Here is a 19,962-nt window from a genome sequence, read left to right on the forward strand (position 1 = left end):
TTAAGGAGGCTTGATTCTGGAAATCCCTGCTCCAACGGCTGTTTTTTCATTTGTAATTGATGAACAATTAACAGGACGCCTTGATAAGGGGCTGGTCTCATATAATGGAGCGTATTCACGAGCTTTTTATCAGCAACAAATTGAGTTAGGGCGTGTCCGTGTTAATGGGCGGGTGTATACGCGTGTTTCCCATCCGTTATCCCTAGGGGATGTGGTAGAAGTGGAATTGATAGAAGAGGAAGAACCCTCTTCTTTAATCCCGGAAGATATTCCCCTGGATAAGGTATATGAAGACGATATGATTTTGGTCATTAATAAACCAAGAGATATGGTTGTCCATCCTGCTCCCGGGCATACGCAAGGTACGGTGGTGCATGCTTTGCTGCATGAAATCGGGGAGCGTCTGAAACAAGAGTTCCCCGAGGAGCCATGGCGCCCAGGGATTGTACATCGCTTAGATAAAGATACTTCTGGTTTGTTGATTACAGTAAAAACTCGGCGAGCTAAGGCTCTCTATAGTGAGCTCTTTGCTACCAAACAGGTAAAAAAGCTTTACGTAGCCATTTGCATTAATGCTCCGTCTCAGGAACTTATTCATACTCGGATAGCGCGTCATCCTCTAAAACGGAAAGAAATGACTGTGCTTTCTACACATGCTGAAGGCGGTAAGGAAGCCATTACCCATTGTCATGTTCTAGCTACGAATGGACGATTAAGTGTGGTTGCTCTATACCCAGAAACAGGCAGAACCCACCAGCTTCGTGTACATATGAAGCACCTGGGCACACCGATTCTCGGAGATCCCGTTTACGGGATCCCCTCTATAAATTTTCGTTATGGTCTTGACAAACAACAATTGCATGCCTATAGCTTGGTTTTTGCTCATCCGGAGAGTGCGGAGCGAGTGAAGCTAGTGACAAAGCTTCCAGACGATATGACTTCCTTAATAGAAAAGGAATTTAGAGAAGGTGTCTCTATACTGGATGGTTCGTGTGATTGGTTTAAAATCACTAGGTAGTTTTGTTTTTTAAGTAAGAAGTATAAAATTAGATTATAGATACTATTTTTATTTTTCTTTCACACCTTCAGAAAAAAGCTTGTGTAGGATTTGCTTCGCATGAAAGAGTTTTTAGCGTACATTGTAAAAAATCTTGTTGATAAGCCAGAGGAAGTGCATCTGAAAGAGGTGCAGGGAACCAATACGATTATCTACGAATTGACTGTTGCTAAGGGAGATATCGGTAAAATTATCGGTAAAGAAGGACGCACTATTAAGGCTATCCGTACTTTATTGGTTTCCGTAGCAAGTCGAGATAATGTGAAAGTCAGCCTAGAAATTATGGAAGAGCGGTAAACGTATACGTTTACAGCTTTTTGAGTCATTGTTAGAGAAAGTCTTAGCGCGCGTATTTTCTAACACCGTTTTTCTTCTCGAGAAGACTGTAGTCTTTTTGGCCCGAGAGTTTAAGGATCTCAAGGGCCGAGTCACGTTTTAGAAGTTCTCTTCTTGATCGAGCGCAGCGAGTTCTTTTGCTTTCTTATGAGCGGAGATTCTCTCGGTAGGTAGGTCATCAAATTTTGCAATTTTTGTCTTTCGATGCCCGAGTTGTCTGTAGGTTTCGAGCAGCTTCTTAATGTAGAGAACTGTGTATTTTTTCAGTTGGCTCAGATCTTTCTGTACGCTACTGCGTTTCTTTTCTAAGCATGCCAGCTCCTTCTCGTAGGAATTTTCATCAAAACAGAGGATTTTTTTAATAGTTAGAGCTGCTAGTTGAGCGGTTGCTTGCTTATCAGGAGCCGGGAGCGTGTCAAGAAATGGAGTCAGAGCTTCCAAAACAGCGTTGTGAATGGCACTTGATGAAGGAGACGTCTTTCTTTTAGAAAGCATGGAGCGCACGGTATCGTAAAGCTTATGTTTAATGAATAGATATTCTAAAGTTTTGTGGTACAGCTCGCGGCTTAAGGAATCTTCTAGTATGAGTAATTCTTTTTTTAGGTAATTTTGGAGAGTCTTGGTTTGTAAGCGTAGGATTTCGCTGATCGTTGTTTCCCAAGGTTTTCCCTGGTAAATAGCTGTTGGCCGAGAGGTTAAGATAACCTGACATTCTGTATGTGTATATAGAGGGCGTAACAGATCTTTAGCGTAGATACCTTTAGGGAGTTTGATCTCGATATGAGGGAGGTCCGTAGAGAAATCTTGAATCGAATCGATTTTAATGATTCCTCGTTTTGCTGCGTTTTCGATAGAACGAATTAGAGTCTCTGTAGTTGTGGAAGGACAGATTTCTTTGATTAGCAAGGTTTTGTCATTAATAATATCAATTGTTGCGCGCAGAACAATGGATCCTAAGCCATCTTGGTAGTCGGAAGCATCCATCGTGCCTCCTGGAGGGAAGTCGGGAAGGAGAGAAAACGGTTGGTCATTCAGTATAGCTATTTGTGCTTCTAGTAGATCACAAAAGTTGTGAGGGAAAATTTTTGTAGTCATCCCTACTGCGATGCCATCCACGCCATGAAGGAGTAGTAGAGGAATCTTTGCAGCTAAGATATCGGGTTCTTGCTCTCTTCCATCGTAAGAATCATGGAAGGTCATGAGATCCGTATTAAAAAGTACCTCTTTAGCTAAAGGGCTTAGCCGCGCTTCTATATAACGAGCCGCTGCATGAGGATCTCCTGTGAGAGGGTTACCAAAGTTCCCTTGTGTCTCTATCAGGAACCCTTTATTTGCCAAAACGACAAGAGCTTCCACGATAGGCGCATCACCATGCGGGTGCAGCGCCATCGTACGTCCTGCGATATTAGCCACCTTATGCATTTTACCATCATCCATACGGAATAAGGTCCAAAGAAGCCTTCTTTGAACAGGCTTGAGGCCATCTAAAACATGAGGGATTGCACGTTCCAAAATGACGTAAGACGCATACTGTGTGAAATGAGTTTTAAATAGGTCCGAGAGGTCGCTCATAAGTTCGTTTATAGCTAGAGGTTGGTAACAAGATTCTCAATAATAAATAGTTTTCTCTCTTTTGTGTTTTTCCCCATGTAGAATTGTAAAAGTGTGTCGAGGGTTTCTGTATCAGGAAGAGAAACTGGAGTTAAGCGCATGTCTGCGCCGATAAAAGATTTGAATTCTTTAGGAGAAATTTCTCCTAAGCCTTTGAAACGAGTAATTTCAAGAGACGATTCTTTTTTACCGATGTGTTCTATGGTCGAGAGTTTTTCTTCTTCTGAGTAGCAATAGAAAGTGGCATCTTTGTGGCGTACTTTAAAAAGAGGGGTTTCTAGGATAAATAGGTGGTTGCTTGCAACAAGAGGAAGAAAGGTTTTTAGGAAGAAAGTAATCATAAGATTACGAATATGCATACCATCAACATCCGCATCTGTTGCTAAGATCACCTGGTTGTATCGAAGATTTTGTAGAGAGTCTTTGTGCAGGCCGAGGGCTGTAGTAAGGTAAAAAAGTTCGTCATTTTTATAGATGGTTTCTTCTTTGGAGGAAAAGACGTTCATAGGTTTCCCTCTCAAAGAGAACACTGCTTGTGTGAGCGGATTTCGCGAAGCTAGAATCGAAGCGGAAGCCGATTCTCCTTCAGTAATGAAAATAGAGGAATTTTTACCATACAGAGAATTGTCTGTGAGATGAAATTTACAATCCCGAAGTTTAGGGATTTTATAGTGGAGTTTTTTTTGTTTATCTTTGAGCTCTTGCTTGAGAAATTGCGCATTCTTCCGAGTTTTTTCGTTGAGTTTGATTTTCTCTTGGATCCGTTCCGCGCTGGAAGGATTCTTTTTCAAAGAAGAGAGCACAGCTTCTTTTACGCGTTTGGCTAACTCTGCGCGGATATTCGTATTCCCTAGTTTATTTTTGGTTTGGGATTCAAAAATAGGAGAAGCAATTTTAATGGCGATACAGCCAGCAAGTCCCTCACGAATATCTTGAGAGGAAAAGTTTTTTCCAAAAAACTCATTAACGCCCTTGACTATACCCTCTTTAAAGGCAACGAGATGGGTTCCGCCATCAGTTGTTTCTTGGCCATTTACAAAGGAAAAATATTGTTCGGAAGACGTTTCTGTATGGGAGAAAAGAAATGCGAGATCGGAGTGTTGAAACGTAATAGGGGAATACAGAAGAGGGGTTTGCACTTCTTCTTCAAAAAGATCAAGAAGACCACGAGTGGAAACAATACGTTCTCCGTTATAAATAATTGTCAGTCCGGGATGGAGATAGGTGTATTGACGGATTTTCTTTTTTAGAAACTCCACTTGGAAAGAAAAATTCTCGAATAGTTCATGATCGGGAGAGAAAACGACTTCTGTACCGTCGGGATCTTGGGTAGCACCCTGTTCTGTGTGTAAGAGAATGCCTTTGGAGAAAGAAGCTTTGAGGAATTTTTTGTTCCGCACAGAACGTACAGAGAAATGTTGCGATAAGGCATTAACGGCTTTCAGTCCCACGCCATTTAATCCAACAGAAAAATGGAAAACATCCTGAGTGTATTTCGCGCCAGTATTGATTTTAGAAACACAATCAATCACCTTCCCCAAGGGAATGCCGCGGCCTTCATCACGAATAGACAGTTCGTGTGCGTCTCCTGTTATGTGGATGGTGTGTCCATATCCCATGACAAATTCATCAATAGCATTATCGACTACTTCTTTAAATAACGTGTAAATGCCGTCTTCAGCTTGAGATCCGTCGCCTAATCTTCCAATATACATTCCCGCGCGTAGGCGGATATGATCCAAGGAAGCTAAAGAAATGATAGAAGATTCTGAATACGCAGTTTTTTTTCGCATAAGAGTGTGTGGAATAAGGCAAAAGTTTGATTCGGGTTCTATAATTTCTGAGAAAACAATCAGCTAATAGTTATGCTCTCTTTAGAAAAATAATGTAAGGCGTAGTATTTCTTTTAGTCTTCTGTCTCACTAAGCAGTGTGAGCGGTGAGGACTTGAGATACTAAGATTAAGCCGTGGAAACGCCTTTTTTAACGGTTTTTCTATTTTCGTCTCCAGACTACAAAATTTTTTCAATGCAGAGAACGAAGAGAGTCTCAAAAATATTGGTATAAAAATACGAAACAAAGAGAATGAGCCAACCGAGAGAAGAAGCATACAATCTTTTTCTTTAGAAAGGGAATGATGAGAGGGAGCTTAAGGAGTAAAGAAGAAACCGTGATGGTTAGGGAAGGGGAAGAACGTATAGGTAATAGAGTTTCGTTGGGCGTTATTGGCGTGAGTTATCGAGAGACTACTTTGCAGCAACGAGAGCAAGTTCTTCACATTTTACAACAAGCACAGGGGTCTTTTCGTCTTGAAGTCTTTCAAGAAGAGAAGGACTATGTTTTATTGGCTACGTGCCATCGCGTCGAGTTGTATAGCGTCGCGCCAGCCGAGCTATTTGATTCACTGGCACAGGAAATAGAGCTCTTAGGTGTCTCGCCTTATTTTTATCGAAATCAAGATTGCTTTGCACATTTATTTTGTGTAGCAGGCGGGTTAGATAGCTTAGTTCTTGGAGAGACGGAGATTCAAGGACAAGTGAAACGTGCCTATTTACAAGCTGCTAGAGAGCAAAAGCTTTCTTTTGCTCTCCATTTTCTCTTTCAAAAAGCCCTTAAGGAAGGGAAAGTATTTCGAGCGAAAGGAGGCGCGCCTTATGCAGAAATCACTATCCCTATTCTCGTGGATCAGGAGTTACGAAGACGTCAAATAGATAAGAAGGCCTCTTTGTTATTTATAGGCTATTCTGAGATCAATCGTTCTGTAGCTTATCATTTGCAAAGGCAAGGATTTTCTTGTATCACCTTTTGTTCTCGTCAGCAGCTGCCGACGTTATCTATGCGTCAGGTAGTAAGAGAGGAGCTATGTTTTCAAGATCCTTATCGCGTCGTGTTTTTAGGTTCTTCAGAATTGCAGTATGCTCTGCCACATTCCCTTTGGGAAAGTATCTGGGATATCCCCGATCGGATTGTTTTTGATTTTGCTGTTCCTCGTGCTCTGCCTTCGCATACGGTATTCCCTCACCGGTACGTGGATATGGACCAAATCAGTGATTGGTTAAGAGAGCATCGAAAGGAAGTGAACTCAGCACATCTCCACAGCTTGAGAGAGGTTGCGTACCGTTATTGGAACTCTCTAAATCAAAGATTAGAACGGCGTGACTGTGTAGGAGCGAACGCCTAGTTGGACTGTCTCTGGGTGTGTTTGCAAAGTACAGAGCAAACAGAATAGAATCTCCTGTTAAGGCTATAGAAAATAGCAAGGAAATAGAGAGCGATCATTTCTATTAAAAGCCTTGAGACTCTTTTTCTCTTCAGCTTAGTTCTAGACTTTCTAAACTGTGAACTTTCAAGTTGATTTATTTGTGTATTAGAGGTACGTTGCTCTATTCAGCCTTTCATTCGAAAGCTTGCAATTTCTCTAATATGATGGAATGCAAAGCCTTGATAGAAAGCAGGGGAGGGGGGTCTGTTAAGCTGCGCTTAACCTAAGAACGAAGATCGAAGAGAGGGAAGGCTTCTCTTGTGATTTCTTGGATACATACTTTTCGCACATAAATGATTCTTTGATGCAGTGGCACGATGTCCCTGCGTGTTGTCGATACGAGAGCTGCTCTGAATGAGTTGATTTGTGCCGGGAAAATGTGTTTTGGGAGATGTCTTTAGAAATCAAAAGAACGAGTCGTTCGTGCCCGATTTTTTTCTAAAATTCTTTTGTACTTTAAATTGAAAGGGATGAAAGAGAAAACAGAAAAGGCTCCTCTATCGAGATGAGAAATCGTTTTTCTTTTTAAAGTAGGTATTGGCATAACTCAGCATAAGGTCAGCGGGGCCCATTCCAATAGCTAGGGAGGGAGTATTTCGGACCCAGAGCTCTCAGTTAGAGATGAGCACGTGAATACATGTTGGAAAAATTGATAAAGAATTTTGTGGCGTATATGGGAGTGGCTTCCGAATTAGAATTCGATGCCGATGGATCCTATGTGCTTCCGATTAGCAGCCTTGTGCGGATGCGCGTTCGTCAGAATGCTGATGAGGAAATTATCATCAGTGCTTTTTTGGGAGAGATTCCCGCATCTATGGATATAGAAAAAGCATATGCTCGAATGATGGAAGGCAATTTGTTTGGCCAGGAGACTGGGGGAGCTGCCTTAGGGCTTGATAGTGATGGGCATGCAGTGCTCGTACGGCGAGTCCCAGGAGAGGTGTCTCAAGAAGATTTTGCAAGTTATATAGAGAGTGTCCTGAATTATGCTGAAGCGTGGCTAGAAGATTTAGGACTAAGTAAAACGGAGCAGGAGTAAGGGATGGGTATACGCTTAGTTATTGATAAAGGGCCCTTGTCTGGAACTGTTCTTATTTTAGAAAATGGGACGAGTTGGTCTCTTGGCAGTGATGGAAAAGCTAGTGATATTCTCCTGCAAGATGAAAAGCTTGCTCCCTCTCAGATTCGCATCACTTTAAAAGATGGCGAGTATTATTTAGAAAATTTAGATGCTTTGAGGCCGGTTTCTGTTGATGGAACAGTTATCACTGCCCCTGTTTTGTTAAAAGATGGGGTTTCCTTTGTAATGGGAAGCTGCCAAGTCTCGTTTTTTAAAGGGGAAGAGGTAGAAGGAGATATAGAGTTATCGTTCCAGACAGAAGGTGGTAATGAGGGAGAGCCTGCAGCGCAAGGCTCTTCAAGCGTTTCGTCCGAAGCTCCTAAAAAGGAGACAGGGAATCCAAGTCTTCCTTCGGAGGCAAAGGCTTCTGGAGAAGTATCTAGTTCAGCAATAGCGAAAGAACAAGAGTTAGCGGCGTCCTTTTTAGCTTCTGTTGAGAAGGAGCCTGGAACACCAAAAGAAGTCTCTGAGCCAAAGGTCTCTTCACAAGAAGGACAGACTCCTTCTGTTACAGGAGAAAAAAAGGATCTTGAGCTTCCTTTGGCAAGTCAAGAACAACCTAAACAAACTACTCCATCAGGCAGTGGTGAACCAACCCAATCTCAAAACGCGAGTATGGAAGAAAACAGAACGTCGCCCGATCAAAATCAGCAGCCACAGCTTTCTTCTGCTTCAGAATCGGGTTCTCAAAGTCCCGAAAATCAGGAGCAACAACCTTCTCAAACGCCTCCCCCATCCCCGGAAACTCCAGAGCCGTCAGGAGAACCTAATAGCGCTACGGAAGAAAACTCGCCATCTCCAATGGAGAAAGCTTCCGTAACAGAAGAAGGCAGCTCAGGGACGAGTGAAGAAGAAAAAGAGGGTGAAGAAGATACTGCTGAAAGCGCAGCAAATGAAGAGCCAAAGGCAGAGGCTTCTCAAGAAGAAGAGAAGAAAGAGGAAGATAAAGGAGAGGTTCTTGCTCCCTTTAATGTTCAGGATCTTTTCCGTTTTGATCAAGGAATCTTCCCTGCTGAGATAGAAGATCTTGCACAGAAACAAGTTGCGGTTGATTTGACGCAACCATCACGATTTTTGTTGAAGGTTCTTGCTGGTGCGAATATCGGTGCTGAATTCCATTTGGATAGTGGGAAAACCTATATCGTAGGAAGTGATCCGCAGGTTGCAGACATTGTCTTAAGTGATATGAGTATTTCGCGCCAACATGCGAAGATCATTATCGGAAATGATAATTCAGTTTTGATTGAAGATCTGGGTAGTAAGAATGGCGTGATTGTTGAAGGGCGCAAGATTGAACATCTATCTACGCTCTCTGCGAATCAAGTTGTTGCTCTAGGAACAACGTTATTCTTACTTGTCGACTATGCTGCTCCTTCCGATACGGTAATGGCGACGATTTCTTCTGAAGATTATGGGTTATTTGGTCGTCCGCAATCTCCTGAAGAGATTGCTGCCAGAGCTGCGGAAGAGGAAGAAGAGAAGAGAAAACGTGCTACGTTGCCAACAGGTGCTTTTATATTAACCTTGTTCATTGGAGGGTTAGCTCTGCTCTTTGGAATAGGAACAGCTTCTTTGTTCCATACGAAGGAAGTAGTTTCTATAGATCAAATCGATTTGATTCATGATATTGAACATGTAATTCAGCAGTTTCCAACTGTACGGTTTACGTTCAATAAGAACAACGGACAGTTGTTCTTAATTGGGCATGTAAGAAATAGCATTGATAAGAGCGAGTTACTTTACAAAGTGGATGCTCTCTCGTTTGTCAAGTCGGTAGATGATAACGTGATCGATGACGAGGCAGTATGGCAAGAGATGAATATTCTCTTGTCTAAGAATCCAGAATTTAAAGGTATCAGCATGCAATCTCCAGAGCCGGGGATTTTTGTAATCAGCGGGTATCTAAAGACAGAAGAACAAGCAGCTTGTTTGGCTGATTATCTAAATCTACATTTTAATTACCTTTCACTATTGGATAATAAGGTGATTATCGAATCACAAGTCATGAAAGCTCTTGCTGGACATCTTGTGCAATCAGGTTTTGCGAACGTTCATGTGTCCTTCACCAATGGTGAAGCTGTTTTGACAGGATATATCAATAATAAAGATGCAGATAAATTCCGAACGGTTGTGCAAGAACTGCAAGATATTGCAGGGATTCGTGCGGTGAAGAATTTTGTCGTTTTGCTGCCTGCAGAAGAAGGTGTTGTTGATCTAAATATGCGGTATCCAGGCCGTTATCGGGTAACCGGTTTTTCAAAGTGCGGGGATATTAGTATTAATGTTGTAGTTAATGGGCGTATTTTAACTCGAGGCGATATTTTAGATGGAATGACGGTAACAAGCATTCAACCGCATTGTATCTTTTTAGAACGGGAAGGGTTGAAATATAAAATTGAGTACAATAAATAGGCAGTTCGAGGTTTATTTAATTCTTCCAGGTAGGAATAAATCTATGTTTAATATGGAAAATTCGGCAGCTAAAGGAGAAAAAGCTGCTCGTCAGTTGTTTGATCTTGAACAAGACATGCACGATGTAACCAAAGCCCACGAAGTAAATGCTAATGTACAGAGTAAGGTGCAGACGCTGACATCTTCTCTTCGAGAAGGGGCTTCTAAAGAGTCTTTTGAGAAACAACAAACATTACTCGCGGGATATGTAGCTCTTCAAAAGGTGCTAGGACGTATCAACCGTAAAATGGTGTAATGTAAACGGTAAAAGAGAGGGTATCTATGGCGAGCGGAAGTTGTTCGGCTTTTAATTTCAACCAGATGCTGGATGGCGTATGTAAATACGTTCAGGGAGTACAACAATATCTAACAGAATTAGAAACATCCACGCAAGGAACTGTAGACCTAGGGACAATGTTTAATTTGCAATTCCGTATGCAAATTTTGTCTCAATATATGGAGTCTGTATCCAATATCTTGACTGCGGTGAATACTGAAATGATCACCATGGCAAGAGCTGTTAAAGGAAGTTAATAAAATAAGAGATGGGTCATGGCAGATTTGGATGTATTTAAAGAAGATTTTGCATTGTTGTTTGAAGCAGGAATGGTTGCTATCAAACAAGGGGATGAAGCAAGCGCTAAAGCGTTATTTCAAGCATTACAAGTATTGGATCCTGAGCATACAGCACATGAGTTAGGATCAGGATTGTTGCATTTGCATAAAATGGAGCTCACAAAAGCAGAAGTTTTATTCCGTGCTATTGTTGAAAAAGATCCCGAGAATTGGAGTGCTAAGGCATTTTTATCACTCACACTTATGATGATCGTTCTTCAGCAAGGAAGTTCTTTCGAAGTGCGTAGAGAGAGTTTGGAGCGCTGCTTACAGTTAGCTGATCAGGTATTAGAAAGTTGTGAAGTAGAGTCTACAAGAGCTTTAGCTAAGTCTGTTCTGGATTGGCATGATGGATTAGTTGCTAAAAGTGGTGGGCCTTTAAATTAGGGAAAGATTGGGGTATTCCATGATAGATCCTCTTAAGCTTTTTCCAAATTTTGATGGGGATAAGGAGAGTGCTGCGGTGAATAAACCTTCAGCATCTCCTATGCCCAGCGAATTAAGTAAAAATGTTGCCTCATTCTCTTTAGGGGGTGGAGGTGCTGCGTTGGATTCGACAGTGTCCACAGAAAAGCTATCGTTGATGGCTATGATGCAGGATAAAAATTCGCAGTTGATCGATCCTGAGTTGGAGGAAGCTCTGAACTCTGAAGAGTTACAAGAGCAGATCCATTTGTTAAAAAGTCGTTTGTGGGATGCACAAACGCAGATGCAAATGCAAGATCCCGACAAGTTGGCCTCTGAGCATGTAGATGCTTTAGGAGTCATTGTTGATTTAATCAATGGGGATTTTCAAGCGATAGCTGAACATACACAACAGACGGTCAAGCAGGGTAATGGTGACGAAGAAAAATCTGTTACACGCAAGATAGTCGATTGGGTCTCTTCAGGAGAAGAAATTTTGAATCGTGCTTTGTTGTATTTCTCCGATCGTAATGGAGAAAGAGAAACATTAGCCGATTTCTTAAAAGTTCAGTATGCCGTTCAAAGAGCTACACAACGCGCCGAGTTATTTGCCAGTATTCTAGGTGCTACGGTGAGTAGTGTAAAAACGATTATGACAACCCAGTTAGGTTAACATGGAAGAGATAACGACCGAGTTTAATACGCTCATGACGGAATTGCCGGACGTGCAATTAACCGCAGTTGTGGGACGTATTATCGAAGTTGTCGGGATGTTAATCAAGGCTGTTGTTCCGGATGTTCGTGTCGGTGAAGTGTGCTTGGTGAAACGTCACGGGATGGAGCCTCTAGTTACAGAGGTAGTCGGTTTTACGCAGAATTTTGTCTTCCTTTCTCCTTTAGGGGAGTTGACAGGAGTGAGTCCTTCTTCGGAAGTGATGGCTACTGGATTGCCATTGCATATCCGAGCAGGAGAAGGGTTATTGGGTCGTGTATTAAATGGTTTGGGAAATCCTATTGATACAGAGACAAAGGGACCTTTAGAGAGTGTCGATGCCATTTATCCAATTTTTAAAGCTCCACCGGATCCGTTGCATCGAGCTAAATTGCGTACGATCTTGTCTACAGGCGTGCGCTGTATTGATGGGATGCTCACTGTAGCTAAAGGGCAGAGAATCGGAATTTTTGCAGGAGCCGGGGTTGGTAAGTCCTCTTTATTGGGCATGATTGCTCGTAATGCTGAAGAAGCAGACATTAACGTAATTGCTTTGATTGGAGAGCGGGGACGAGAGGTTCGCGAGTTCATAGAAAATGACCTTGGTGAAGAGGGAATGAAACGTTCCGTTATTGTGGTCTCTACTTCTGATCAGTCGTCTCAGCTGCGACTCAATGCTGCCTACGTAGGAACTGCGATAGCAGAATATTTCCGAGATCAAGGTAAAACGGTTGTATTGATGATGGACTCAGTTACACGTTTTGCGCGAGCTTTACGTGAAGTGGGGTTAGCGGCTGGAGAGCCTCCTGCTCGTGCTGGGTACACGCCTTCTGTATTTTCCACTTTGCCTAAACTGTTAGAAAGAGCAGGAGCCTCTGATAAAGGAACGATTACAGCATTTTATACTGTGTTAGTGGCCGGGGATGATATGAACGAGCCGGTAGCGGATGAGGTGAAATCCATTTTAGACGGGCATATTGTTCTTTCTAATGCATTAGCGCAAGCATATCATTATCCAGCGATTGATGTGTTGGCTTCTATTAGCCGATTGCTGACAGCTATTGTTCCTGAGGAACAACGTCGAATTATTGGGCGTGCTAGAGAGGTTTTAGCTAAATATAAAGCTAATGAGATGTTGATTCGTATTGGGGAATATCGTCGAGGATCGGATCGTGAAGTCGATTTCGCAATCGATCATATCGATAAATTAAATCGATTCCTTAAACAAGACATTCATGAAAAAACAAATTATGAGGAAGCTGCTCAACAGTTGCGAGCAATATTCCGGTAAGTCTGGAAAATAGTAGGATTGTGTGGTTAGATATCCTTTAGAACCTGTCTTATCTATTAAGAAGGATCGTGTAGACAGAGCAGAGAAGGTTGTTAAGGAGAAACGCAGACTTTTAGAGTTAGAACAAGAGAAATTGCGTGAACGCGAATCGGAGCGTGATAAAGTTAAGAATCACTATATGCAGAAGATTCGCCAGCTCCGCGAGCAATTAGATGACGGAACAACCAGCGATGCGATTCTTAAAATGAAAGCGTATATCAAAGTAGTTGCGATACAGCTTTCTGAAGAAGAAGAAAAGGTCAATGAGCAGAAAGAAAATGTGCTGGCAGCAGCAAAGGAGCTGGAAAGGGCTGAAGTAGAGCTGACCAAACGACGTAAAGAAGAAGAAAAAACTCGACTGCATAAAGAAGAATGGATGAAAGAAGCTCTGAAAGAAGAGGCTCGCCAGGAAGAAAAAGAGCAAGATGAGATGGGGCAGTTGCTTCATCAATTACATAAGCAAAAACAACGGGAATCTGGAGAGAACTAATTTATGGAATTAAATAAAACTTCGGAATCTTTGTTTAGTGCAAAGATTGATCATAATCATCCACGTACAGAGGCTCATGAGCCTAGAGATCAAAGAGAAGTCCGAGTGTTCTCTTTAGAAGGAAGATCTTCGACTAGACAAGAGAAAGCAGATCGGATGCCAGGAAGAACCTCGTCACGTCAAGAGTCTTCTAAAGGCTCTGAAGAGGGTGCTGTTCATGAGAGTACAGCAGGCGTCTCTTCTAAAGAAGAAGAAGAGAGCAAAGGAGATGGATTCTTCACTGGTGGCAATCCTACATCCGGAATGGCATTAGTTGAAACTCCTATGGCTGTAGTGAGCGAAGCTATGATGGAAACGAGTACGATGACGGTAAGTCAGGTAGATCTACAATGGGTAGAGCAATTGGTAACATCTACTGTAGAATCCCTGTTAGTCGCCGATATTGATGGCAAGCAGTTAGTAGAAATTGTATTGGATAATAGCAATACAGTACCTGCAGCTTTCTGTGGAGCTAACCTGACTCTGGTACAAACAGGGGAAGAAATTTCCGTTTCCTTTTCGAATTTTGTAGACCAAGCTCAGCTTACAGAAGCTACACAACTCGTACAGCAGAATCCTAAGCAGCTAGTCTCATTGGTGGAGTCTTTGAAAGCTCGTCAGTTAAATCTTACAGAGTTGGTTGTAGGGAATGTAGCTGTTAGTTTGCCTACGATTGAAAAAATAGAAACTCCTTTGCATATGATTGCTGCAACTATTCGGCATCATGACCAAGAAGGAGATCAAGAAGGTGAAGGTCGTCAAGATCAACATCAAGGCCAGCATCAAGAGAAGAAAGTAGAAGAAGCTCATATATAAGGTATTCCCATGGCAGTTGCAGCAGAGCCTAGTAGTAATTGGTTAAAAGCTAGAGACGAGTTACTAAGTTCTTTGCAAGAACAGAAGGAAGGAATGTTTTCTTTTCCTGTTTTTCCAAAGCAGGAGTGTGAGCAGAAACTCAAAGATAAATTCCATATGGAAGAAGTGGAATTGTCATTTGAGTCTCGAGGGCTTCTGTCTGTTGCAGCTGCTGTGCAGGAATATGGGGAGCATATTTTGCTCCAACCGTTTTTAGCAAACCCCTTTGAATCTGGGGAGTTTTACATAGTTTCTTCGGAAGAAGATTTGCAAGCTCTAATAGGAACGATTTTTAATGATAGTTCCTTAGCTTCTTACTTCTACGAAAAAGATCGTTTATTAGGATTTCATTATTATTTTGTTGCAGAGATCTGCAAGCTGCTTCAAGAAAGTCCTTGGATTCCTTCTATGTCTGTAAAAGTAACAGGAGATGTTGCTTTTTCTGCGCGTGCTTTGGAGGGAGAGTATCATGTGATCCAAGTCTCTTGTCGTTTAGATGGATCTTGTATACGGTTTTCTATCTTAGTGCCTGAAACTACAGCGCAGAGCGCCTGTAGATTCTTAGAAGAGAAAGATCAGGCTTTTGATATGCCAAAAGTCGATTTGCAAACCCCAATTACTCTCGCTGTAGAAGTGGGCTTTTGTCAAATTTCAGAAGAAGATTGGCACCAGGTTGTTCCTGGTAGTTTTATTTTGTTAGATGCTTGTCTGTATGATCCGGATACAGGAGATGCTGGCGCTTTCTTATCCATTCAACGGACCCGGTTTTTTGGTGGGCGGTTTTTAGATAAGCAGTCGGGAGCTTTTAAAATTACAGGATTGCAAGAGATGCAACCAGAAGATGCACCCGAAGAACCTAGTGAAGGAGGTCCGGCAACTCCTTTGCCTTCGGCAACAAAAATCGTTGCTGAAGTAGCTCGCTATTCTCTTTCCGTTGGAGAATTTTTGAAACTAGGACCTGGTAGTGTATTACAATTCGATGGTGTACATCCAACTTTAGGCGTAGATATTATTTTGAATGGAGCTAAGGTTGGACGTGGTAACATCATTGCTTTGCAAGATGTTCTAGGGATTCGAGTTTTAGAAGTATAAGCCTTTTAGTGATAGAGAATCCTCTGTCATTCTACGTGAGAATTGTTTGCTTGCCGCTATTTCACAAGCGGCAAGGACCTAGCAAAATGCTAGAGGTATCGAGTTCTGAAAGCATTGTCATACCGTAAGTTTTTATGCTCAGATCGGGTGTATCCTTCTCCTCCTCTAAGACGAACTATCTCCTAACACGGGAGCTCAGTCGTAAGGTAGGGTTGACTGTCTATCAAGGTGTGGATGAGCACTCTTCTCGTCCTGTTGTTATTAAAACATTGGTATCGCCAGGAATTCATGATCGACGTTTTCTTCGTGCTTTCGAAGAAGAAGCAAGGATTATGCAGCTAGTAACGCACCCAGCGTTTGTTCGCTTGGAGGATAGAGGAGAGTGTGAGCAGGGACGCTACTTGGTTTCGGAATACATTTTAGGGAGTTCTCTGCGAGATAGTATTCTTTCATCGCAAATCTCTTTGGATAAAGCGATTTCTATTGTCTTGCAAGTAGCGCAAGCTATCACGACTCTGCATCGGCATGGGGTTTTACATCTCGATATCAAACCAGAAAATATCGTGCTCTCGCAATCAGGCGAGATCAAGCTCATTGACTATGGGCTTTCCGCTTGGCAATTCAATCATTGGGGATCTCCAGCATATATGAGTCCTGAGCAGAGCAGACAGGAACCGCCCTCTCCGGCATCCGATGTGTATTCCTTAGCTTTGTTGGCCTATGAACTGATCATGGGGCAGCTTGCATTAGGAAAGGTATATGTATCGTTACTGCCTTCTAAGATCAGCAAAATTTTAATACAGGCATTACAGCCATCACCGGCAGCACGCTTTTCATCCATGCAAGAGTTTGCAGAAGCTTTACAAGATTACTTATTGCACGATGTACATGAGGATTATCGTAAGAAAGACCATGTTGTTGCACAGATAGAACAGTGGCACAATCAGAGAGCGTGGCTATCTCCAGAAAAGTTATCTGCTCCGGAAGAGATCTGTGTTCATATTTACTCACAAAAAGAGCCCTGTTATTTACATAATATTTACTATGATATGCTTACATCTGGAAACGTAGCAGAATTTTGGTTCTGCTACGCTCCAGGAAACTGTAGTTTTGCGCTTAGCATGATGAAACAGTTTCTTAATCAACGAGAGGAGAAAGCAAAAGATATTCAAACAGTAATCAAAAGTATGGATACTCTGTGCAAAACCATGCATATCCCTATTTGTGAAGAAGGGATTTCTTGTTGCTGTTTTATATTTTTCCTAGAAGAACTCATGTGCTTTTCTTGTGGGAAAACTGATTTCTCGTTAAAAAAGCAAACAGGGGGGGGGCAACGATTTCAAGCGGAATCGCAAGGAATTGGGGAGGAAACTCCCCTAGAGATCCACGAACAGTCCTTTTTGTGGGAGCCTGGAGATGAGCTTATCGTACACACCCCAAAGGCTAGAGATTTGGTATATTTATATTGCCCTTCTTTCCTGAAGTTGCAAGATAGAGGGCAAATAGATATATTCTGCCAAACAGATAACCTGCAGAAGGGAATAAGGCAGAAGTATGACAGAAGTCTTTATCCCTCAACACTTATCAGCTTAAAAAGAGTCCGGTGAACATAGTGACGTCGAAAATAGGAAGCAAGATTTTAAGAATCATTCAAAATAACAAGAAATTAGGCCTCTTGTCTGCGTTAGTTGTTCTAGATGCGGCGTTGTTAAGTGTGAATTCACGATCTAGCGAAGGCTTAATAGGCCAATCCGCTTCTTTGCCGAATTATCATGAGACAGAACAGCAGATCGCTGCTTGTCCTAAAAATATTGCTAAGAATTTAGCAAAGAAAAGCTCTCCGGGGTCTAAACCTACAGTAGGAGCTTCATTTCCTTCACGGCCAGTTTCCGTGAAGGCAGCTCCTGCAAAGCCACAAACTCCTGTTGCACAAACACGGCATTTTAAAAAGAGCCATCAGATTTTCTCTCCTAATTTTACACAGTCTCCCCAACAGGTTAATAAACCTGAGGAAAGAAGACGTCCTTTGGAGTCTCGGTATTTACAAGGTGCGGCTAAGCAGGCAGCTGCTGCAAAGGAAAAGAAGGCTCTTGAACAGGAAGTATCCAAACAAGAAGAAGAGGCATCTAAACTCTGGGAAGAGAAGCAAAGTTATGCTCGTCGTGCAGTCAATGCCATCAATTTCAGTGTAAGAAAGCAGATAGAAGAGCAACAGAAAACCATTTCCAATCCAGGAAATGACCAGACTCTTCCTGGGAAGAAAGATCCGCAGACATCTGGAGAACCTGTTATCCAAACGGTACAAGACTGTTCTCAGGATCAAGAAGAAGAGAAAAAAGTTTTAGAGCGATTAAATAAACGTTCTCTGACGTGTCAGGATCTGAAAGAAGTTGGATATACCGTCAATTTTGAGGACATTTCTATCTTAGAATTGCTCCAGTTTGTCAGTAAGATCTCAGGAACGAATTTCGTTTTCGATAGCAATGACTTGCAATTCAATGTCACTATCGTTTCTCATGATCCTACTTCCGTGGATGATTTAGCAACGATTCTATTGCAAGTCTTGAAAATGCATGACTTGAAAGTCGTTGAACAAGGAAATAATGTATTGATCTACCGCAATCCTAAGCTTTCCAAGCTTTCTACGGTGGTTACAGATGGATCAGCAAAAGATACTTGTGAGGCTGTAGTAGTTACACGAGTATTTCGCTTGTACAGCGTCAGTCCTTCCGCTGCGGTAGGCATTATTCAACCGCTGCTCTCTCATGATGCAATTATTAGTGCTTCCGAGTCTACGAGACACATTATCGTATCAGATATAGCAGGAAATATTGAGAAAGTCCGGGAGTTATTGCAAGCATTGGATAGCCCAGGCACCGCTATTGACATGTCGGAATATGATGTGCAGTTTGCAAATCCCGCTGCTTTGGTCAGCTATTGTCAGGATGTTCTCGGTGCCATGGCTGAGGAAGAGGCTTTTCAAATTTTTATTCAGCCTGGGACCAATAAAATTTTTGTTATTTCCTCGCCACGATTAACAGCAAAGACAATTCAATTATTGGAGTCCTTGGACATTCCAGAAATGGCACATACGCTAGACGATGTCACAAGTCCTGCTGCTGCTTTGGGAAGCTCTGGAGCTGCTAATCCTAAGAGTTTGCGCTTCTTCATGTACAAATTAAAATATCAAAATGGGGCAGCTATCGCTCAGGCGATTCAAGATATTGGATACAATCTATACGTGACAACAGCAATGGATGAGGATTTCATCAACACATTGAATAGTATTCAATGGTTGCCTGTAAACAACTCCATCGTTGTCATTGGAAATCAAGCTAACGTCGATAAGGTCGTTAGCTTGCTAAATGGGTTGGACCTCCCTCCAAAACAAGTGTACATTGAAGTATTGATTCTAGAGACAAGCTTAGAGAAGTCTTGGGACTTCGGAGTACAATGGGCGGCTCTTGGAGATGAACAAGGGAAGGTGGCATATGCGTCCGGATTGTTGAGTAATACAGGATTAACGGATCCCCTTCGTAATCAATCTCTACCTGTAGCACCAAACCCAGGGAATATCTCATTGCCAACACCCGGTCAGTTAGCAGGGATCAGTGATATGATGTACGGATCCTCTGCATTTGGACTAGGAATTATTGGAAACGTTCTCAGCCATAATGGGAAATCGTATTTAACATTAGGGGGGTTATTGAGCGCCTTAGATCAAGATGGGGATACCACAGTGGTACTTAACCCTAGAATTATGGCGCAAGATACACAACAGGCATCGTTCTTTGTAGGACAAACGATTCCGTTCCAGACTACGAGTACGGTGATTCAGGAAACCGGATCTGTTACACAAAATATTGAATACGAAGATATCGGAGTCAATCTTGTTGTAACTTCGACAATAGCTCCTAATAACGTAGTAACTTTACAAATCGAGCAAACGATTTCTGAGTTGCATTCGGCACAAGGAGTGCTGACTCCTGTAACAGATAAAACGTTTGCAGCTACGAGACTACAAGTGCCGGATGGATGTTTCCTCGTCATGAGTGGGCATATTCGTGATAAACTAACAAAAATTGTATCCGGAGTGCCGTTACTCAGTTCTCTTCCTCTGATCAAAGGACTCTTTAGTCGGTCTATCGATCAGCGTCAGAAACGGAATATTATGATTTTCATTAAGCCGAAAGTCATCAGTAGTTTCGAGGAGGGAACTGCGTTATCGAATACAGAAGGATATCGTTATAACTGGGAAAGCGAAAGAGGATCTTTAGAGGTAGCCCCTCGTCATGCCCCTGAATGCCAACATATTCCTAAGGTCCAAGCAGAAAGTGATTTTAAAATGCTGGAAATAGAAGCGGAATAATGTTATAAGAGTTGCAAGTTGGTATTCTAACGCCATGGAATAGCTTCTGACTCTAGTGTTTGTACACAGGGGGGAAGTCAAGATGGACTGGAGTTAGCCGTATCTCCGGTTCTCTTGGCTTTTTATGGAGTTAGCCTAAATAGCTCAGTTGGTAGAGCAACGCATTCGTAACGCGTAGGTCGTCGGTTCGATCCCGGCTTTGGGCATTCCTAGGCAGAG

Annotated in this window: 17 protein-coding genes and 1 tRNA gene; 16 read left to right on the plus strand and 2 right to left on the minus strand. The window is 42.2% G+C overall.

Translation table 11 applies throughout. From position 1 onward, the window contains the following. Window positions 1-13: 13 nt before the first annotated feature. Window positions 14-1,018: an RluA family pseudouridine synthase gene (locus CTA_RS03570; protein ID WP_024067245.1), complete on the plus strand. Its 1,005-nt coding sequence runs from the start codon at window positions 14-16 to the stop codon at window positions 1,016-1,018. A 99-nt stretch (window positions 1,019-1,117) separates the two neighbouring features. After that, window positions 1,118-1,354 carry a KH domain-containing protein gene (locus CTA_RS03575; protein WP_009872031.1) on the plus strand — a complete coding sequence of 79 codons (237 nt, stop codon included), beginning with the start codon at window positions 1,118-1,120 and terminating at the stop codon, window positions 1,352-1,354. Between the two features lie 138 nt (window positions 1,355-1,492). Here CTA_RS03575 and CTA_RS03580 read toward each other — a convergent pair whose 3' ends face one another. Both CTA_RS03580 and CTA_RS03585 read right to left on the minus strand, forming a co-directional pair. After that, window positions 1,493-2,965, minus strand: coding sequence for a DNA gyrase subunit A (locus CTA_RS03580; protein WP_011324811.1), 1,473 nt, complete (start codon window positions 2,963-2,965; stop codon window positions 1,493-1,495). Between the two features lie 14 nt (window positions 2,966-2,979). Beyond that, window positions 2,980-4,797, minus strand: coding sequence for a DNA topoisomerase IV subunit B (locus CTA_RS03585; protein ID WP_009872033.1), 1,818 nt, complete (start codon window positions 4,795-4,797; stop codon window positions 2,980-2,982). Window positions 4,798-5,176: 379 nt separating this feature from the next. Between CTA_RS03585 and CTA_RS03590 the strand changes: the two genes are divergently transcribed. From CTA_RS03590 to CTA_RS03655, 14 genes are all read left to right on the plus strand, one after another. After that, window positions 5,177-6,184: a glutamyl-tRNA reductase gene (locus tag CTA_RS03590; RefSeq protein ID WP_011324812.1), complete on the plus strand. Its 1,008-nt coding sequence runs from the start codon at window positions 5,177-5,179 to the stop codon at window positions 6,182-6,184. Window positions 6,185-6,902: 718 nt separating this feature from the next. Continuing rightward, a complete protein-coding gene (gene scc4 / locus CTA_RS03595) occupies window positions 6,903-7,304 on the plus strand; it encodes a CesT family type III secretion system chaperone Scc4 (RefSeq protein ID WP_009872829.1) in 402 nt (133 codons plus the stop codon). A 3-nt stretch (window positions 7,305-7,307) separates the two neighbouring features. Further along, entirely contained in the window at window positions 7,308-9,797 is a 2,490-nt protein-coding gene (gene cdsD, locus CTA_RS03600; RefSeq protein ID WP_011324813.1) for a SctD family type III secretion system inner membrane ring subunit CdsD, read from the plus strand. 43 nt (window positions 9,798-9,840) lie between these two features. Then, window positions 9,841-10,092: a type III secretion system protein CdsE gene (gene cdsE / locus CTA_RS03605; RefSeq protein WP_009872037.1), complete on the plus strand. Its 252-nt coding sequence runs from the start codon at window positions 9,841-9,843 to the stop codon at window positions 10,090-10,092. Between the two features lie 26 nt (window positions 10,093-10,118). Then, window positions 10,119-10,370 carry a type III secretion system protein CdsF gene (cdsF, locus tag CTA_RS03610; RefSeq protein ID WP_009872038.1) on the plus strand — a complete coding sequence of 84 codons (252 nt, stop codon included), beginning with the start codon at window positions 10,119-10,121 and terminating at the stop codon, window positions 10,368-10,370. An 18-nt stretch (window positions 10,371-10,388) separates the two neighbouring features. Beyond that, window positions 10,389-10,838, plus strand: coding sequence for a type III secretion system protein CdsG (gene cdsG, locus CTA_RS03615; protein WP_009872831.1), 450 nt, complete (start codon window positions 10,389-10,391; stop codon window positions 10,836-10,838). Window positions 10,839-10,857: 19 nt separating this feature from the next. Next, a complete protein-coding gene (locus tag CTA_RS03620; protein ID WP_009872040.1) occupies window positions 10,858-11,529 on the plus strand; it encodes a type III secretion system protein CT668 in 672 nt (223 codons plus the stop codon). A 1-nt stretch (window position 11,530) separates the two neighbouring features. Continuing rightward, entirely contained in the window at window positions 11,531-12,859 is a 1,329-nt protein-coding gene (cdsN, locus tag CTA_RS03625; protein WP_011324814.1) for a SctN family type III secretion system ATPase CdsN, read from the plus strand. Between the two features lie 22 nt (window positions 12,860-12,881). Continuing rightward, entirely contained in the window at window positions 12,882-13,388 is a 507-nt protein-coding gene (gene cdsO, locus CTA_RS03630; RefSeq protein WP_009872832.1) for a type III secretion system protein CdsO, read from the plus strand. 3 nt (window positions 13,389-13,391) lie between these two features. Next, window positions 13,392-14,243, plus strand: coding sequence for a type III secretion system protein CdsP (cdsP, locus tag CTA_RS03635; RefSeq protein WP_011324815.1), 852 nt, complete (start codon window positions 13,392-13,394; stop codon window positions 14,241-14,243). A gap of 9 nt (window positions 14,244-14,252) precedes the next feature. After that, on the plus strand, window positions 14,253-15,374 hold the full coding sequence (gene cdsQ / locus CTA_RS03640; RefSeq protein WP_009872834.1) for a SctQ family type III secretion system cytoplasmic ring protein CdsQ: 1,122 nt from the start codon (window positions 14,253-14,255) through the stop codon (window positions 15,372-15,374). Window positions 15,375-15,508: 134 nt separating this feature from the next. Continuing rightward, entirely contained in the window at window positions 15,509-16,981 is a 1,473-nt protein-coding gene (locus CTA_RS03645; RefSeq protein ID WP_010725297.1) for a serine/threonine protein kinase, read from the plus strand. Next, the gene (cdsC, locus tag CTA_RS03650) at window positions 16,978-19,743 is read left to right on the plus strand and encodes a type III secretion system protein CdsC (RefSeq protein WP_011324816.1); all 2,766 of its coding nucleotides are present in this window, start codon (window positions 16,978-16,980) and stop codon (window positions 19,741-19,743) included. Before CTA_RS03645 ends, cdsC begins: the two co-directional genes overlap by 4 nt. Window positions 19,744-19,876: 133 nt before the next feature. Continuing rightward, window positions 19,877-19,949, plus strand: a tRNA-Thr gene (locus CTA_RS03655). Window positions 19,950-19,962: the final 13 nt, after the last annotated feature.

It is taken from the genome of Chlamydia trachomatis A/HAR-13 (genome assembly GCF_000012125.1).
Classification (GTDB): domain Bacteria; phylum Chlamydiota; class Chlamydiia; order Chlamydiales; family Chlamydiaceae; genus Chlamydia; species Chlamydia trachomatis.

What these genes read in the sequence shown, in the direction of transcription:
- CTA_RS03575 (WP_009872031.1), top strand. Translation starts at nt 1,118, where the DNA reads ATGAAAGAGTTTTTAGCGTACATTGTAAAAAATCTTGTTGATAAGCCA.
- CTA_RS03580 (WP_011324811.1), bottom strand. Translation starts at nt 2,965, where the DNA reads ATGAGCGACCTCTCGGACCTATTTAAAACTCATTTCACACAGTATGCG.
- CTA_RS03585 (WP_009872033.1), bottom strand. Translation starts at nt 4,797, where the DNA reads ATGCGAAAAAAAACTGCGTATTCAGAATCTTCTATCATTTCTTTAGCT.
- CTA_RS03590 (WP_011324812.1), top strand. Translation starts at nt 5,177, where the DNA reads ATGGTTAGGGAAGGGGAAGAACGTATAGGTAATAGAGTTTCGTTGGGC.
- scc4 (WP_009872829.1), top strand. Translation starts at nt 6,903, where the DNA reads ATGTTGGAAAAATTGATAAAGAATTTTGTGGCGTATATGGGAGTGGCT.
- cdsD (WP_011324813.1), top strand. Translation starts at nt 7,308, where the DNA reads ATGGGTATACGCTTAGTTATTGATAAAGGGCCCTTGTCTGGAACTGTT.
- cdsE (WP_009872037.1), top strand. Translation starts at nt 9,841, where the DNA reads ATGTTTAATATGGAAAATTCGGCAGCTAAAGGAGAAAAAGCTGCTCGT.
- cdsF (WP_009872038.1), top strand. Translation starts at nt 10,119, where the DNA reads ATGGCGAGCGGAAGTTGTTCGGCTTTTAATTTCAACCAGATGCTGGAT.
- cdsG (WP_009872831.1), top strand. Translation starts at nt 10,389, where the DNA reads ATGGCAGATTTGGATGTATTTAAAGAAGATTTTGCATTGTTGTTTGAA.
- CTA_RS03620 (WP_009872040.1), top strand. Translation starts at nt 10,858, where the DNA reads ATGATAGATCCTCTTAAGCTTTTTCCAAATTTTGATGGGGATAAGGAG.
- cdsN (WP_011324814.1), top strand. Translation starts at nt 11,531, where the DNA reads ATGGAAGAGATAACGACCGAGTTTAATACGCTCATGACGGAATTGCCG.
- cdsP (WP_011324815.1), top strand. Translation starts at nt 13,392, where the DNA reads ATGGAATTAAATAAAACTTCGGAATCTTTGTTTAGTGCAAAGATTGAT.
- cdsQ (WP_009872834.1), top strand. Translation starts at nt 14,253, where the DNA reads ATGGCAGTTGCAGCAGAGCCTAGTAGTAATTGGTTAAAAGCTAGAGAC.
- CTA_RS03645 (WP_010725297.1), top strand. Translation starts at nt 15,509, where the DNA reads ATGCTCAGATCGGGTGTATCCTTCTCCTCCTCTAAGACGAACTATCTC.